This window comes from Capnocytophaga sp. oral taxon 863 str. F0517 (assembly GCF_000466425.1).
GTDB lineage: Bacteria > Bacteroidota > Bacteroidia > Flavobacteriales > Flavobacteriaceae > Capnocytophaga.
The window spans coordinates 69,321-83,929 of record NZ_KE992086.1 but is presented as its reverse complement, the minus strand read 5'-3'; the positions used below and the strand labels follow the sequence as shown (position 1 = coordinate 83,929).

At 38.9% G+C, this 14,609-nt stretch carries 18 protein-coding genes and 1 pseudogene; 8 read left to right on the top strand and 11 right to left on the bottom strand.

From position 1 onward, the window contains the following. Nucleotides 1-47: 47 nt before the first annotated feature. Genes HMPREF1551_RS14320 through HMPREF1551_RS00985 form a run of 3 tightly spaced genes read left to right on the top strand, consistent with a single transcriptional unit; the run spans nucleotide 48 to nucleotide 742 of the window. A complete protein-coding gene (locus HMPREF1551_RS14320) occupies nucleotides 48-170 on the top strand; it encodes a hypothetical protein (RefSeq protein WP_021627119.1) in 123 nt (40 codons plus the stop codon). Nucleotides 171-173: 3 nt separating this feature from the next. Further along, nucleotides 174-431 carry a hypothetical protein gene (locus HMPREF1551_RS00990; RefSeq protein ID WP_021627118.1) on the top strand — a complete coding sequence of 86 codons (258 nt, stop codon included), beginning with the start codon at nucleotides 174-176 and terminating at the stop codon, nucleotides 429-431. Beyond that, nucleotides 428-742: a hypothetical protein gene (locus tag HMPREF1551_RS00985; RefSeq protein WP_021627117.1), complete on the top strand. Its 315-nt coding sequence runs from the start codon at nucleotides 428-430 to the stop codon at nucleotides 740-742. The genes HMPREF1551_RS00990 and HMPREF1551_RS00985 overlap by 4 nt, the downstream gene beginning before the upstream one ends. Before the next feature lie 429 nt (nucleotides 743-1,171). Here HMPREF1551_RS00985 and HMPREF1551_RS00980 read toward each other — a convergent pair whose 3' ends face one another. From HMPREF1551_RS00980 to HMPREF1551_RS00965, 4 genes are all read right to left on the bottom strand, one after another. Then, nucleotides 1,172-2,311, bottom strand: coding sequence for a tyrosine-type recombinase/integrase (locus HMPREF1551_RS00980; RefSeq protein WP_034544020.1), 1,140 nt, complete (start codon nucleotides 2,309-2,311; stop codon nucleotides 1,172-1,174). Between the two features lie 127 nt (nucleotides 2,312-2,438). After that, a complete protein-coding gene (locus HMPREF1551_RS00975; protein ID WP_081695726.1) occupies nucleotides 2,439-2,738 on the bottom strand; it encodes a carboxypeptidase regulatory-like domain-containing protein in 300 nt (99 codons plus the stop codon). A gap of 87 nt (nucleotides 2,739-2,825) precedes the next feature. Next, a complete protein-coding gene (locus tag HMPREF1551_RS00970) occupies nucleotides 2,826-3,500 on the bottom strand; it encodes an HmuY family protein (RefSeq protein WP_021627113.1) in 675 nt (224 codons plus the stop codon). A gap of 5 nt (nucleotides 3,501-3,505) precedes the next feature. Next, a complete protein-coding gene (locus tag HMPREF1551_RS00965) occupies nucleotides 3,506-4,246 on the bottom strand; it encodes an HmuY family protein (RefSeq protein WP_021627112.1) in 741 nt (246 codons plus the stop codon). A gap of 248 nt (nucleotides 4,247-4,494) precedes the next feature. On the opposite strand from HMPREF1551_RS00965, the gene HMPREF1551_RS00960 reads away from it, so the two are divergent. Together HMPREF1551_RS00960 and HMPREF1551_RS00955 are read left to right on the top strand one after the other, a co-directional pair. Next, on the top strand, nucleotides 4,495-6,603 hold the full coding sequence (locus HMPREF1551_RS00960) for a TonB-dependent receptor plug domain-containing protein (protein ID WP_021627111.1): 2,109 nt from the start codon (nucleotides 4,495-4,497) through the stop codon (nucleotides 6,601-6,603). A gap of 11 nt (nucleotides 6,604-6,614) precedes the next feature. Continuing rightward, complete coding sequence (locus HMPREF1551_RS00955; protein ID WP_021627110.1) at nucleotides 6,615-7,718, top strand: HmuY family protein; 1,104 nt, start codon at nucleotides 6,615-6,617, stop codon at nucleotides 7,716-7,718. Nucleotides 7,719-7,778: 60 nt separating this feature from the next. Here HMPREF1551_RS00955 and HMPREF1551_RS00950 read toward each other — a convergent pair whose 3' ends face one another. From HMPREF1551_RS00950 to HMPREF1551_RS00930, 6 genes and pseudogenes are all read right to left on the bottom strand, one after another. Beyond that, the gene (locus tag HMPREF1551_RS00950) at nucleotides 7,779-8,501 is read right to left on the bottom strand and encodes a Fic family protein (RefSeq protein ID WP_021627109.1); all 723 of its coding nucleotides are present in this window, start codon (nucleotides 8,499-8,501) and stop codon (nucleotides 7,779-7,781) included. Nucleotides 8,502-8,764: 263 nt separating this feature from the next. Then, on the bottom strand, nucleotides 8,765-10,423 hold the full coding sequence (locus tag HMPREF1551_RS00945; RefSeq protein ID WP_034544015.1) for an RNA-binding domain-containing protein: 1,659 nt from the start codon (nucleotides 10,421-10,423) through the stop codon (nucleotides 8,765-8,767). Nucleotides 10,424-10,482: 59 nt separating this feature from the next. Continuing rightward, a complete protein-coding gene (locus HMPREF1551_RS00940) occupies nucleotides 10,483-11,301 on the bottom strand; it encodes a purine-nucleoside phosphorylase (RefSeq protein WP_021627107.1) in 819 nt (272 codons plus the stop codon). Nucleotides 11,302-11,370: 69 nt separating this feature from the next. Then, nucleotides 11,371-11,526, bottom strand: a pseudogene (locus HMPREF1551_RS14115) (virulence protein); the annotation flags it as partial. Beyond that, the gene (locus tag HMPREF1551_RS00935; protein WP_034544012.1) at nucleotides 11,502-11,702 is read right to left on the bottom strand and encodes a hypothetical protein; all 201 of its coding nucleotides are present in this window, start codon (nucleotides 11,700-11,702) and stop codon (nucleotides 11,502-11,504) included. The pseudogene HMPREF1551_RS14115 and the gene HMPREF1551_RS00935, both read right to left, overlap by 25 nt. 32 nt (nucleotides 11,703-11,734) lie before the next feature. Further along, nucleotides 11,735-12,112 (bottom strand): helix-turn-helix domain-containing protein, encoded by a 378-nt coding sequence (locus HMPREF1551_RS00930; RefSeq protein ID WP_021627105.1) that lies wholly within the window; start codon nucleotides 12,110-12,112, stop codon nucleotides 11,735-11,737. 135 nt (nucleotides 12,113-12,247) lie between these two features. On the opposite strand from HMPREF1551_RS00930, the gene HMPREF1551_RS00925 reads away from it, so the two are divergent. The 3 genes from HMPREF1551_RS00925 to HMPREF1551_RS00915 all read left to right on the top strand — a co-directional run bounded on the left by HMPREF1551_RS00925 (nucleotide 12,248) and on the right by HMPREF1551_RS00915 (nucleotide 14,057). Further along, entirely contained in the window at nucleotides 12,248-12,829 is a 582-nt protein-coding gene (locus tag HMPREF1551_RS00925; protein ID WP_021627104.1) for a hypothetical protein, read from the top strand. 46 nt (nucleotides 12,830-12,875) lie between these two features. Beyond that, nucleotides 12,876-13,199 carry a hypothetical protein gene (locus HMPREF1551_RS00920; RefSeq protein WP_021627103.1) on the top strand — a complete coding sequence of 108 codons (324 nt, stop codon included), beginning with the start codon at nucleotides 12,876-12,878 and terminating at the stop codon, nucleotides 13,197-13,199. Between the two features lie 96 nt (nucleotides 13,200-13,295). Next, the gene (locus tag HMPREF1551_RS00915; protein WP_021627102.1) at nucleotides 13,296-14,057 is read left to right on the top strand and encodes a hypothetical protein; all 762 of its coding nucleotides are present in this window, start codon (nucleotides 13,296-13,298) and stop codon (nucleotides 14,055-14,057) included. Between the two features lie 49 nt (nucleotides 14,058-14,106). Here the strand turns inward: HMPREF1551_RS00915 and rplQ are convergent, their stop codons facing one another. Continuing rightward, entirely contained in the window at nucleotides 14,107-14,583 is a 477-nt protein-coding gene (gene rplQ, locus HMPREF1551_RS00910; protein ID WP_021627101.1) for a 50S ribosomal protein L17, read from the bottom strand. Nucleotides 14,584-14,609 lie beyond the last annotated feature (26 nt).

Sequence of the window (14,609 nt, the reverse complement as noted above, 5' to 3'; positions counted from 1 at the left end):
AAAAGTAACTTTCTTATATCGAACTCACGTTAATCTACAATACTTCTATGCAGTACCTCAAGGACTGCCACGATGGATCGGGCTATATGCCTCGTGAGGTATATCGAGGCTTGGACTACCTCAATTCCTTTACGGATCTTATCTCATCTACGAACCCTAAAAACAACTAAGCTATGGAAGTCAGAACTAAATTTGAAATTGGAGACAAGGTATGTTATTTGTCTCAATCAGGAATTAGAGAAAATGTAGTTATAGGTATGGAGATTATTTGCCATAGAAGCCGTAAAAATATCTATTCCAAAGAATTTGAAGGTCCTACAAGATATGAAGTAAAATACAGATTTGATTGGGAAGAGTATCTTATTCCTGAAAATCTCGTATTCTATTGTAGGAAAGATTTAGAGTGTTGTATTTTAAATGGTAAGCTATGAAAATCAGTAAAATAGGAAAGATAGAAGCGGGAACCCGTTTTGATATAGACGATGAGGTATTCTATATTCAAGGAAAGAAGATCAAGAAAGGTGTTGTGTATAGGATAAAATATGTCACTATTTTCCACAACTACATATCTAAAGATGATCGCCCTTTACCTATGGAAGAAGACGGCGTAAGTCGGGCTTTAGAAGTGATGAATGATTGCGAATATTTCATAACAGGTTGTAATGGTGTCGGAATCAAGAGTGGAAAAGTCTCGGCTGATAAGGCTGTTTTGGAAGCAATGTTAAACCCTAAGAAAGACTAACCTATGAAGACAGTAAAATACTATCACTTAGATATAGCTGGTGAGCTGCTCTATACCGAGGAACGTTTGTACCTCTTTGGCTGGCTTATCTATACCTTTAGATATAAAACTGTATAAACTCAGGCAATTTTTTTTTACATTTTCCTCCTCCGCACGGAACACGCGGGGGAGGTTTTTTTAGGCTCGGTTTCCAAAAATAGGCTCGGTTTCCAAAAATTTCCCCCTTTGGTTTCCAAAAATAATAAAGATTTGGAAACTTATATAAATACAATGTAACTATATGAAAATAAATAGTTTATAACGATATAGAGCGCTGTAAGGTGATTTTTGAGTTATTTTGTAACTTGTTGAAAGTCAGCAATATGTTTATAAGTTTCCAAAGTTTCCAAAAAAACGGCTACTCCGCCCTACTCTCGTTGCATAGAATCATCAGTAATGAATATTTTTGACTGTTTCATCAGCGGAGTTGTTGCGAGCAGTGTATATCTCCGTTATACTCAGATCCGAGTGGCGAGCTTGATCACGCACCTTAATAGCAGGTACACCAGCGTTAAGCATATCTGTTATACCTGTGTCCTTGAGCGAATAAAACTGCACCTCCTTTCTAAAGTGGTATTCTTTACGTACCTTCTCCCAATGATAGAATAAATTTGTAACCGCTTGCTTTCCTGGTACAAACTTCTTTCCGAATAAAAATAGGTCTTTGGAGGCTTTGCCAATATGTTCTTTCAACTCCTCTATGAATATATTTGGAATGGTTACATTCTCCGTCTTTCTATTTTTGGAAATACTGCCGGGTATCGTGATGTAGCTTTTTTCTATATTTACATGCTCCACCTTTAGTTTTTTAAGCTCATTAGGACGAATAAAACAGTAATAGGTAGTCATACAGAATACGTAAAAATGAAAATTATCTTTCCTTAGAAGTTTTAGTTGCTTCTTTTCTTTTTCGTTGAGTACTACCCTTGTTTTCTCTTTTATAGTCTTTGATTTTGTGTTTTTCACAGGGCTTTCCTTTATAAATCCCTTTGACAGACAAAAATTAAAGAAAGTACGCATACACATAAGGTAGAAGTTGTAGGTTCTTGCACTTTTTTCTTTCTCTATATAGATTCTATCCAAGAAATGATCACATATAAGTGTAGAAATATCAGAGATAAACTTAGCTCTCTTATGGTATATGGATAAATATTCAGAGAAGGCTGCAATAAAATACTTGTAATTGTTGTAAGTAGATTTTCTTTTTACCCCATCGGAAAGTTCTTTTGAGAGTGTTTTTTGGTAATAATCAAAACAGTAATCAATAGTCTTTACTTCTGTAAGGTTGCCCATGTATGGAGACCAGCCCGAATACAGTTGCTCGTTAAGTGTTTCTATCATCTTTTGAGCAAAGCGCAAGCGTTCTTTTTTGTTGCTCATTTTAGGCACCCTATTGCGAAACCTAATCAGTTTGTCCGTTTGAGGATCTTTTGCATAATACACGATCAGCCAATCAGTACCTATACGAAGTTCGGCAGGCTTAAATGCCACCATGGGTATAATGGAAGATTGTTTGTTGTTTTTAGGCATTTTTTTATTTAGGGCTATGAGAATAGTCCTGAATAATCCCTATTGGATGTGTGACACAAGTTTGACACAACCATGGCGCAAAATTACATATAAATATTTGAATATCAAAATATTACAGCAAATCTGTTTAATTGCAGAGGGCAAAGATATAATTTTTTTCGTTTCTTTTGATAGAGACCTTGAAGAAATGTCCCTTATAGTCATCCTGACTCACATAGAAGTGATGGGTACCCTTGGAAAGGTCTTGGAAGGAGAATTGCCCCTGCGCATTGGTCTGTACCGTTTTTTGCTGACCTACCAGCTCCACAGTAGCCCCCGAGAGAGGCGCTCGGCTTAGGCAATCGGTAATGGTACCCGTAAGGGAGTATTGCCCCTTCACCACCGAAGATAGAAGGGACAGCCCCACGAACATAAAGAATCTTAACATGAATAAGGTGTTTTTATTTTACAAAAAGAATTGCTATACAAGCAAGGAAGTATAGCAATTCTATTATCAATATTAGAGTAGGTATTTCTAGAACTTACCATCCTCGCTAAGGATGTATTGGAAGGAAGGGCAATTGGCTTGTACCCTTTCATTATAAAAGTCTGTTACTTGGAACTTTACATAGGCTCCTTTGGCAGTTCTGATAACATAGACAAACTTAGTTGGGGCATATACACTTGGCCACTTTCCTCCTCTAGCTTGAGAATTATCGGGATGAAGAAATACAAAACCTGTAAAATCTTCACCCTCTGATTTAAAGCCTCCGGAGAGATAGTTTGAAAAAGTATCTTCTTTTTGAGTCAATTTAGGATAATTCCCATAGGACATAGTACCCTTGGTGTCTAGCTTATAGTCTTCTTCTTTGGGAAGTGCATCAATTGGAGTGGAAAAGTCAGTTACATCCTTACCTCCCTTCATTACTTTCACTACCCCAGCTTTTCCTTTGCCTGATTCGCCTCCATTGAGCTTGGCATAGTAAGCAAAGAAAGCAATGTCCCAATCCAAACTATTTTTAGGATCAGCTACCTCTACAATAGCATTTTTCTCAAAGGAGTAATACACCCATTTGTCCTGCCTTGCATTAAGGTTTTTTTCCTGCTTTACCCCTGCTGGCTTGTCCTCCTCTTTTTCATCCTTACTACAAGAGGTAAGGGCAAAGAGACCTAGTAAGCATGTCGTCGCAAATAGTAATTTTGTTTTCATGGTTATTATTCACTTACCGTTTTGCTTAATTGGTATTTTAGATTAAGAAAGAATGGCACTTTCTTTCCTAGTATTTCTTTGTAGATGTCTGTTAGCTGTATCTTAGCATAGGTTCCATCCGCTGTTTTGATTATATATACCCATTCGTTAGTACCAAATACATTTTTATCACCATATTTCTTTATATTAGCAGGATTGATTTCTATCATACCTGTTTTAGAAAAGAATCCTCCTGTAAGCAAGGGTGACACATTATCTCTAGATACTTCTTTTCCTTCTCTATCAGTAAATTTTTCCTCCTTGTCTTTTACAAAGCCTGTTTTAGGAGCTTCTGTAACTTTAGCAAAGTCTTTTTCTTCTGTCTTGAAGGCTTCTGCTTTCCCTTTTCCTGAAGTACCACCATTAAGTTTTACAAAATATTGTTTGAAAGCAATATCCCAAGAGAGATCTTCCGCAGGATTTTCAGGAGTTACTACGCCATTTTTTAGAGAGAAATAAGTCCATCCTGTTAGGGCTGACAGCTGTTGCTCTTTAGCTTCTGTTCCCGAGAAATCTAAAGTTATTTTATCTGTTGCCGGCTTTTGTTCTCCTTGCTGATTTCCACCCTGTTGGTTTCCACCTTGTTGGTTTCCACCCCCTTGGTTGTTTTCTTTCTTTGGTTCTTCCTTTTTGCTATCATCTTTACTGCATGAAGTAAAGGCTACTAATCCTGCAAGCAATGCAGGTGCTAAAAATTTTAATTTCATCTTAATCTAATTTTTTATGGTTTTGCGAGGGCAAAGATACGTTTTATTTAGAATAAAACAAAATTAATTTTGTTTTTTTAGTGACCAATTCTTAACAATATACTTAAAATACTGTTTTTCAACTACTAAAGACCAACTACTGACTATCTATTGCCAATATCTAACAATATTTACTAAATTAATTTGGAATTGATAAAAATAAAACGTACTTTTGCCGCCGCAAAATCATTTAATTTATAATAAAAAGAATGAAACTTTCCTTATTCTTATATTTACTATTATGGGGAGGCCATAGCCTCTTCGCCCAAAAAGACACCCTTGATCCTCAGAAAATCATCAAACTTGACCATGTGGTCGTCTCCGCTCAGATAGAACCCCAATCTATCAAAAAATCCATCAAAAATGTACAGGTGATTACCGAAAAGCAAATCAAAAGCTTAGGAGCTACCAACTTAGGAGACGTACTGAACCAATATGTAAATATCACTGTTATGCCTGATGGAGATTCTGGCCGCTCTACCGTTTCCCTCTTTGGCTTGGATGCCAGCTACTTCAAAGTCCTGGTGGACAATGTCCCCCTGGTCAATGAAGGTGGGGTAGGTAATAATACCGACCTATCTCAAATCAATTTGGATGATATCGAACGTATCGAAATCATAGAAGGAGCGATGGGGGTTACCCACGGTGCCAATGCTATTAGCGGTATACTGAACATCATTACCAAACGACATGCTGACAATAAGTGGAACCTTACCTATTCCTTACAGGAGGAAAGTGTCGGAAGGGAATATAACCTCACCACCCGAGGCAGACATATCCAAAACTTCAAGGCTTCGCATAACCTCAATGACCACTGGATGTTCTCCGTGGGAACTACTCGAAACAAGTTCAACGGCTTCTTAGGAAACTACAATGGTAAAAATGTATTATATAACGACCAAAACAGAGGTTACCGCTTTCTGCCTCGCAACTACTTACAGACCAACGCTATAATCAACTATAAAAAAGAGCACTTCAATACTTTTTACAAGTTTGAGCTTATGAATCAAGATATTAGCTTCTATGACCGAAGTGTAAAATCAGGCTATAATGACCAATGGGGACGCTATAAGTTCGGAAATGACCGCCGTTATTTCTATAAGCGACAATTCCATCACCTTAATATCAATGGAAGTGGCTGGCTTAATTACAACTTTTCCCTCTCTTACCAGGAGCAAACACGTGATGATGAGTACTTTAGATATATCATTAGCCGACGATTGGAAACCAACAATACCACTGAGAGGGTGGAGGCGATGAAGGTAGGCTATTCCAAAGGAGAATTGTCTAAAAGTTTTTATGACAAAAGGTTAGCCCTTTCCATAGGATATGAAGCTACCAAAAATAAAGGATTTGCCATTGTAAATGCTTCTCAGAACAGAACCAAGGAAGTGAGCGAAAGTATTGACAACTATGATGGTTTCTTAGTTTCAGAATATCACTTTACACCCCAATTTTCGCTAGGATTGGGAGGACGGTATTCATATCAATCTTTATTTGACAACCAATATTCTTTCTCTGTAGGTTCCCGCTATTTATTACCTAAGAACCTCGAATGGCGCGCCTCTGTAGGAAGGTCTTATCGTACGCCCGACTTCTATGAGTTGTTCTCTAATATTATTTTTGAGGGACATTATTTCCTTGGAAATGAAAGCCTTATCCCTGAAAGTAGCCTTTCCTTCGATACCAGCCTAAAGAAAATGACCCTCTTCTCTGATGACCTTCTGATGAAGAATCAACTCTCTCTAAGCCACAACCGTATCAAAGACCGTATCACCAATGCGCTCATTGGTTACGAAGGGTCTACTCCTAAATATCAGAATATCAATATTAGCAAATATAATTATATCAATTTAGCCTCTACCAATGCACTGAGTTTGGATGAAAATCTTGAAGCCAGCATAGGAGCTTCCTTCACTTGGATTTCTCAGATTATTGACAACAATGTTCATAAAACAGATGATCGCTATCTGCTCAACATGGGTATCAATGCCGGACTTACCTATACCTTCCCTAAGTGGGGTACTTCCGTATCTGGCTACTACAAATGGGCTGGCAAGTCCCAGCTATGGGCAGCCACTACCAATGGTTATATTGTCTCCGAGGTAGACTCTTACGGCTGGCTCGATGCCTCTATCAAACAGCCTTTCTTAGGCAAGAAGTTAGAACTCACCCTCGGAGCGAGAAACCTCTTGGATGTTACCGATGTTAAGCGCACACTAACCACCGAAGGGCACAATACCTCCTCAAGTGTATTGCTTGGATATGGAAGAACTTTCTTCCTCAAACTCTCTTATAATTTGGATATTAATTATTAATTTTATTATACATGAAAAAACGTATATTATTGCTATCGCTCTTCAGCCTTGCGATAGCTGCTTGCTCAAAAGATGATGACAAACCCGTTGAACAACCTGAAAGCGTGAGCGAAGGTGGAGTATTCAAGCCTTCTGTAGGCGGGCCTAACGAACCCAATCAGGTATTCGTAGACCTCTCCGCCAAGAGTGAAACTACTGTAAAGAGAGACTCTTGGGACTTTGGTTTCTATTGTGGAGATGATTTCAGAGTAATCCTCAATAGTACTGTGAAAATGGCTGCCAAACAGCTTGAAACCACCAATATTGATGAAGTCCAGGCAGAAGACCCTTCGGTAAGCGTGGGCTTCAATACCTTTGCCAATTTAGGGTATGTGGATAGCCCTTGGGGAGAACTCAAGTCCGCCCAAAACACCAAAGGCAGACAAACCGCTATCGCCGAGGTATCCGCCACAGAGGCTGATAACAAAGTCTATTTAGTAAATATGGGCTTTGCCGTAGGTACTACTACTCCTGAGAAAGGAGGCACTGCCCTCGATGGTGAAGCAAGAGGCTTCAAGAAAGTACGTATCACCCGAAGCGGTAATGACTACGTAATCCACTATGCCAACCTTAACGAGACTACAGCCAAGTCCATCACCGTTAAGAAAAACCCCGCTTATAACTTTGTCTTCGTAAGTCTCAACCAAGAGAAAATAGTAAATGTTCAACCTGAAAAAACCAAGTGGGACATCTCCTTTACAGGACTTACGAACTATACCGCTATGAGAGGTGGAGATCAAATCACTTACTACTTTGCCGATATGGTTACCAACAATTTCTATAATGGCGTAAAAGTGAAGAAAGTAACTGTGGATAAAGCCGAAAAACTCGACACTGAATATGCAGCCTACGACAAAGCCAAAGCCAGCCAAGTCAACTTCGATGATCCTTCACTCAACCACCAATTGGGTATAGGGGCTTCTTGGAGAAGTACTTATGATAGAAAATTAGCGGATACTATCTTCTATATTATCAAAGATGGTAGTGGCAACCTATACAAGCTCCGCTTCTTAGCACTTTCCAAAGAAGATGGAGAACGTGGCTATCCGGTATTCGAGTATGCCCTTTTGAAATAAATACGACTTCTTTAGTGATTAGTGGTTAGTAGTTAGTGGTTTGAAACTAATTACTAACCACTAACTACTAATCCCTACCCTGAAGTATTTCAACAACAATTGATATTCGTCCTGCGCTGCCAAGCAAGTATCCAACAAATAACCCTCTAACTGTGGCCAGTTTTGCAGCCCTCGATAGTAGTACCAGCGGAGCTTCTCCGTGATGATAAAGGGAGTAATATCATTAGCCAAACACTCCTTAAAAAGCAGCAAACGCCCCACTCGTCCGTTGCCATCCTGAAAAGGATGAATGGCCTCAAAACGCCAATGAAAAGCCACCAAATCTCGAAATGACTTGGCGCGCTCCTGATAATAATTCTCCAACAAATAGCCCATTTGAGTGGCTACATCTTCGGGGAGGGTAGTGGCCTTACCTCCCACTTCATTAGGCAGTTTTTTATAATCCCCTACTGCAAACCAATCCTTCCCGCTATCGGAAGTACCTGTCTTGAGGATCCTGTGGAATTCCTTGATCATCTCCTCTGTAAGGGGTTCCATAGCATGAGCCAACATGAAATCAAAAGCCCTAAAGTGGTTGGAGGTCTCTATAATATCATCTACCCTAACCGCTTGGTCTGTGATCCCTATGGTATTGGTTTCAAAGATATAGCGTGTTTGCTCATGGGTCAGTTGGCTGCCTTCTATATGATTGCTATTATAGCAGAAATCAATCTGGGTACGGTGATAGATTCCGCCCCTTAGTTGGCATTCTTTCTCTTCTAATAATCTTTTCAGTAAGCTCATTGGTCGTTTGTCATTAGTCACTTGTCATTAGTCATTAGTCACTATCTACTTGCTTCTCTCTTATTTTTTATCTTAGTTCTTGTTTTAAGAGAGTACTATATAGCTGATTTTGAAATATTTAAAGATATACTCACTCTTATTCTTCTAATAATTTTTTCTTTAACATTATATTTTATTAGAAGAAAGCTCCTGATATACAATATTTTACATATTCCTCTTCTAATAAATTTTAGTCGGGTTATAATATTTATTAGAAAAAATATTTACACTAAGACCCAAACAGAAGTTTTAAATGTCCCTATATTCTTAATCTTATCTCGCTTTTTGAGTTCTGCTAATAGATTATTGACCTTATTTTTCTTTTGTTCATCAGTCAGTATATCCGGAAGTTTCTCCCATAATAGCTTATCAATATCTGCACGAGTCATATTGCTATGGTCTTTGACAGCATTAAGGATAAAATCCAAATAGTACTGTTTGTCTAAGCCCTTATTTTTGGAATAATCTGCTTTTTGTCCTGTTTTTTGCGAGATTTCTTTACAAATGAAGTAATTAGGCTTTCGCCCTTCTATAAGATGCTTCTTTCTTAGATGTTTTTCTTCTATTGCAGTAAGTTCTTTTCGCTTTTGCACCTTGTCAAGCAAGATGATTTCCTCAAGGGTAAGTTCCTCATCTTGTGCTAAGCGCTGGGCGTAGTTCATATCCAAAATCTTACCTATGAGGGTCATTTTTACTTTCCCTCCCGAAAGGTCATATTCGGGCATAGGGAATAGGCGTTTCCGTTGGTAGTTGAACATCTTCTTGATACCACCTCCTACGGTATCTACCATATTGAGGTTAAACATTGCTTGTCCCAAGAACCGATTCCGATAGGTCTCCTCGGGAGCATCTTCTAGTACTACCTTCTCTACACTTTGAGGAATAAAAGTCCCATAGTTGGAAAAAACCAACCTATCTTCCCCCTCTATCAGATTGATAAAGGCCTTTTTTGTATAGTCCTGATGTGCAATGCAATTATTCAGTGCTTCTCGAATAGAAAAAGGCTCATATTGGGTTACTTCTGTAGGAAAAATCGTACCTTCTTGCAGATAACGATACTTCAAGTTTCGTATCTTAACAAAGGCTTTTTCTACTGAGAGCAACATGGGAATACCAAAAAACTCATAGTCTAAGTCGTTATTATCTCGATCTATTAGTTTCCAACGAATTTTTACAGCAGAATCCAACAAATACGAGGCTTCATCTTTACCCAACAGAATCAGTGCCGTACGAGTAATCTTCCCTTTTTTAGTTAGCTTAGCCTTGTTCAGAAAGGTACTATCATCCCAGGAGACTACCTCTGCGGCCATATGTGGGAATTTGTTCGCATAGTTCTCCCGTGCTAGCGCGATAGCCTCTGGGTCTAAGTCTTCTATGGTGGCTTCCTGAACAATCTGTTCGCTCCAGTCCTCAATATACTGCCTACGAATACGCTCTATCTTTTCTATATGCAAAGGTGCTAATTCCTCCGCATTACGTGCATAATAGTGTCCTAAGAAAGCCATAGGAATTCCCTTAGGAGCAGCAGGTATTTGAAATAGAAGTACTCGCTTCCCTTCTCTGATGAGCTCATAGATCTCTATAAAGGAGATTTGTTGGGTCATTCCTCTGGCGATATCTCCCTTTAAATTATTTAGGCTCTTAGGACTATTCCTATATTGAGTGCCGACAATACGATGGGTCTTGTCATCAACACCAAAAATGAGCCAACCCTCTTCCTTGCCTCTTAGATTTGCTTCATTGGAAATAGCAGAAAAATATTGTCCTAATTTTTTACTATCAAAATCATTTTTAGCCTCCTTGAACTCTACGCACTCATTTTCTTGAGATTGTAGTAGTTCATCTAATAAGCCATCTAGTTCCTGAGTATCTTTCACTCTCATTGTCATATAGATTTTAGCTATTAGCCATTAGTCACTGGTCACTTGTCGTTAGTCACTATCTACTTGCTTCTCTTGACAAATTCCCTTACTAAGGCTAAGACCTTCGGCATGGTGGCATTCACCGCATTGAGTACCTCGGTGTGGGACACGTTGGGGGAGATGTCCTTTCCTCCCAAGTCCGAGATGATAGAGAGTGCAAAAACCCGCATACCTTGATGGCGAGCAACTATCACTTCAGGCACGGTACTCATCCCGACAGCATCGCCCCCTATGGCGCGTACCATCCCATATTCGGAGGGAGTCTCGAAGGTAGGGCCTTGCAAACCTACATAGACACCCTTCTGCAGAGGTGTCCCTTGCTCCATAGCGATAGTCTCTGCCAAATCAATCATTTGGCGATCATACGCCTGGCTCATATCAGGAAAGCGGGTGCCGAATTTTTCTAAGTTCCTACCCCGCAGAGGATGCTCCGGAAATAGATTGATATGGTCGCGAATAAGCATGATGTCCCCTACAGAGAAGTTGGGATTAACGCCTCCGGAGGCATTGGAGACAATCAGTTTTTTGATTCCTAAGAGGTGGAAGATACGAATAGGAAAGGTCACCGCATCCATGGGGTAACCCTCATAGTAGTGGAAGCGGCCACTCATCAGCAGTACATATTTACCCGATAGAGTGCCGTATATCAGCTTATTACCGTGTCCTTCTACGGTAGATTGGGGAAAGTTAGGAATTCCTGCATAAGGAATTTCCATAATAGGAGTGACCTCGTCTTGCAAAGGAGAAAGTCCTGAACCGAGGATAATAGCGAACTCAGGAGTATCCTCCGTGATGAATTGTCGAATATAATGAGCCGTCTGCTCGTATTTTGTGTACATATAGTAAGGATTTTATGCCACAAAGATACGGCAATTTTGGGGATTTTGCAAAATAGTTTTAAATTTTCCTCATTTTGCAGCTTCTTGAAATTCCTCAGTAAAATCTGAGTAATCCTCTATCTTAAAAGCACGTATATCTCTTACAGAGAGACAAAACCATTGTAGTTTCTTTAAACTCTGTATAGCCCTAAAAAGTGTTCTCAGATCTCCCTTAGTTGCATAGGTTTAAACATATCTTCTTTTTCAAAAAAAAGCTCACCTGCATCTGTCTTTACTTCAATAACGATGCCTACAAAAGGATTGTGTTCTACCTCTGTGATTGTTGCCTCCACCCAATCAGCCTTGCCTGTAAGTTGTGGAGAAACCCATACACGCTGTCCTACTTTAAAATCAGTTTTCATTGTCATACAATTTAGTTTTGAGTTGTTAGTCACTATTTCCTCCGCTGCTCCAGCTCCCTTTGCAGAAAGGCGATAAAGTTATCTTTTTCCGCCAAACGTTTTTCATACTGCTCTATCAGTTTATCCGAGAGTTGGTTAACTACATAACCCCCACTATATTGGCAAGAGGTATTATGGTTATTGATGACGATATGGTCGGTCTTGAGGAGTTCTTCGGGTTGTATACCAAAGAACTCGCATAAGGGGAGGATATAGCCCGCCCATGAGTTACTTGCACCGCTCTCTATACGGGCATAGGTAGATTGGGACACATGTAAGGACTCGGCCACTTCCTCTTGGGAAAGGTTTCTACTTTTGCGGAGGTTCTTGATTTTCTCCCCTACGATCTCGTTCATCTCTTGTATTTTCATGCAAAAATAGGGTAAAAATATCTATTTTCAGCATAAACAGCTGATTTTTTTCGTATTATTTTTGTAGAATAATTCTACAAAAGAAAAATACTTTTGTAATTAATTCATTATTAATAATTTAAATAATTCAATCGTATGAAAAAAATTTTAGCATTTTTAGCCCTTGGGCTCCTTTTAGGTGCCTGTTCTGGCAAACTTTCTTCCTCCAAGGCAGAAGATCTAGTAAAAGAATCTCTTGAAGAAAATCCAATGTATGGAGAAATTATTATCTATACAGGGGAAATTAAAGAGAATAGAGGTTATTTTACTAGAGAAGAATTTAACCTTTATGAAAATCTACAAAAAGAGGGTTATTTAAAAATGTCTATTGGAGAATTGCCCGTTTTAGACTGGAGAGGAAATCCTAAAGAAGGAGAGTTCGAAAAATACCCCATAATCTCTCTTACAGAAAAATCTAAAGATTATTTACTAGAAACTCAAAAAAAGAGTTATAGTGACGGGAATGTTTACGAAAATACTGTGAAAAGCTACACCGCTAAAATGGACAAATTAGCTGACTTTCATATTGTATCTGAAAAAGAAGCTGAAGCAAATGTTACCTTCTTAAAAAGAGACAAGACACCCTTTTTCCCATTCGAAAAAGACCAAACAGATTTCTTTTCCAAGAAAATAACTTTTATCAAAACAGAGAAAGAAGGCTGGAAAGTCTATAGATAGTAGAAAACCTACCTTATTATAAATCATAATTCAATTTTTTTATTCTATGGAAAATACAAATTCCCAAGCTCCACAAGGACAAAATAGTGGAGAGAACAGACAAACTATCATCATCCAGAATCAACCCTCCAAAAGCAATGGTGTAGGGACTGCTGGATTCGTATTGGCTTTGATAGCCCTTGTATTTTGTTTAGTGCCTATTCTTAATGGTATTGTTTGGTTTTTAGGTCTTGTCCTTTCTGCGATAGGTGTTTTCAAACGACCAAGAGGCTTAGCTATAGCAGGCCTTTGTATTTCCCTGATAGGACTAATTATCCTATTTACCGTCGTTGGCATATTTGCCGCTAGTGCTGCCGCCTCAGGACACTAAGAGATTGCTAAGACCCTCTTCACAGAAGTGTTCTTTTCACACTCTTGTGAAAGAGGGTTTTCTTTTTTACAAAACCTACAAAAATATTATTTATCCATGAAAAAAATAGCAAAAATAATACTTTTCAATTTGGCTGCGGTAGCTTCTGCCTATAGTCAAGATATGATTTCTCTGAGAAATGGCGAAGAAATCAAGGCCAACATCAAGGAAGTAAGCGATCGTGAGGTCGTATTCACTTATGAGAAGGAAACCGTTATCAATAAGCTTCCAACTGCTCAAATCTCACAAATCAAATTCAAATCGGGTAGGGTACAGAAATTTGAGTTGGCTAATCAGCAGAACTATGAGCCTTATAATAGCGCTGCCAACCATTCTCCTTACTCATTCAATATTCCTGAACCTGACTATGTGGGAACCATCCTGCTATTAGACGAAAGTGGAAAAGTATTAGAATCCTTAGAGAATCAAAAAGTAGCTACTCGTTCTAATCTTAGTGCAAGCACCTTCATTGTAGGTATAGGTACCGCCAAGACCCGACAATATGTAAAGGGGAAAAGTTCCCCTTTGCGTATAAAGAAAGGAAAAGTCCTTCTACTTGCTAAGACTATAAGTAATCAGGTCAACCCCAATGAAGTTATCGGAATCTTTAAGCTAGATCAAGGTAGAAATGAACGTTCTATTATTGTTACAAATGCCAATTCTTTTGGAATAAGCAAAAGTAATAATATTGATTATTTGCCTTTCAAAGCCTATCCTTATAAGGAAACTTCTTTCTTGATAGAGCTAAATATAGACCAAGCAGGTGAGTACGCTGTTACTTTAGATGGTTCTAATTTTAACCTTTTCGGAATAGATTAATAACAAATACCCATAAAAAAACCGCTCCAAAATTGGAGCGGTTTTTGTTTTATGCTTCAGAAGTAGTTTCCTCTTGTGTTGGAGCGGCAGCAGCTTGTTCTGCCTTTTTGCCTCCGCGGCTTCTACGAGTAGATTTCTTCTTCTTACCTGCTTTCACATCGTAAGTAGTATTGTAATCTACCAGCTCGATGAGTGCCATCTCGGCGTTGTCACCCAAGCGGTTACCCAGCTTGATGATACGGGTGTAGCCTCCAGGACGGTTGGCTACCTTTACTGAGATGTCTCTGAAAAGTTCCGTAACGGCATATTTGTTATGCAAGCGGCTGAATACTACACGACGGTTGTGGGTAGTGTCTTCTTTTGATTTGGTAATCAAAGGCTCTACGAACACTTTCAAGGCCTTAGCTTTGGCCAAGGTAGTGTTGATACGTTTGTGTTGTATCAGCGAGCAAGCCATATTCGCCAACATAGATTTTCTATGAGCGGCGGTTCTTCCTAAGTTATTTATTTTATCTCCGTGTCTCATTTTCGTTGAATTAATGTATTATAACA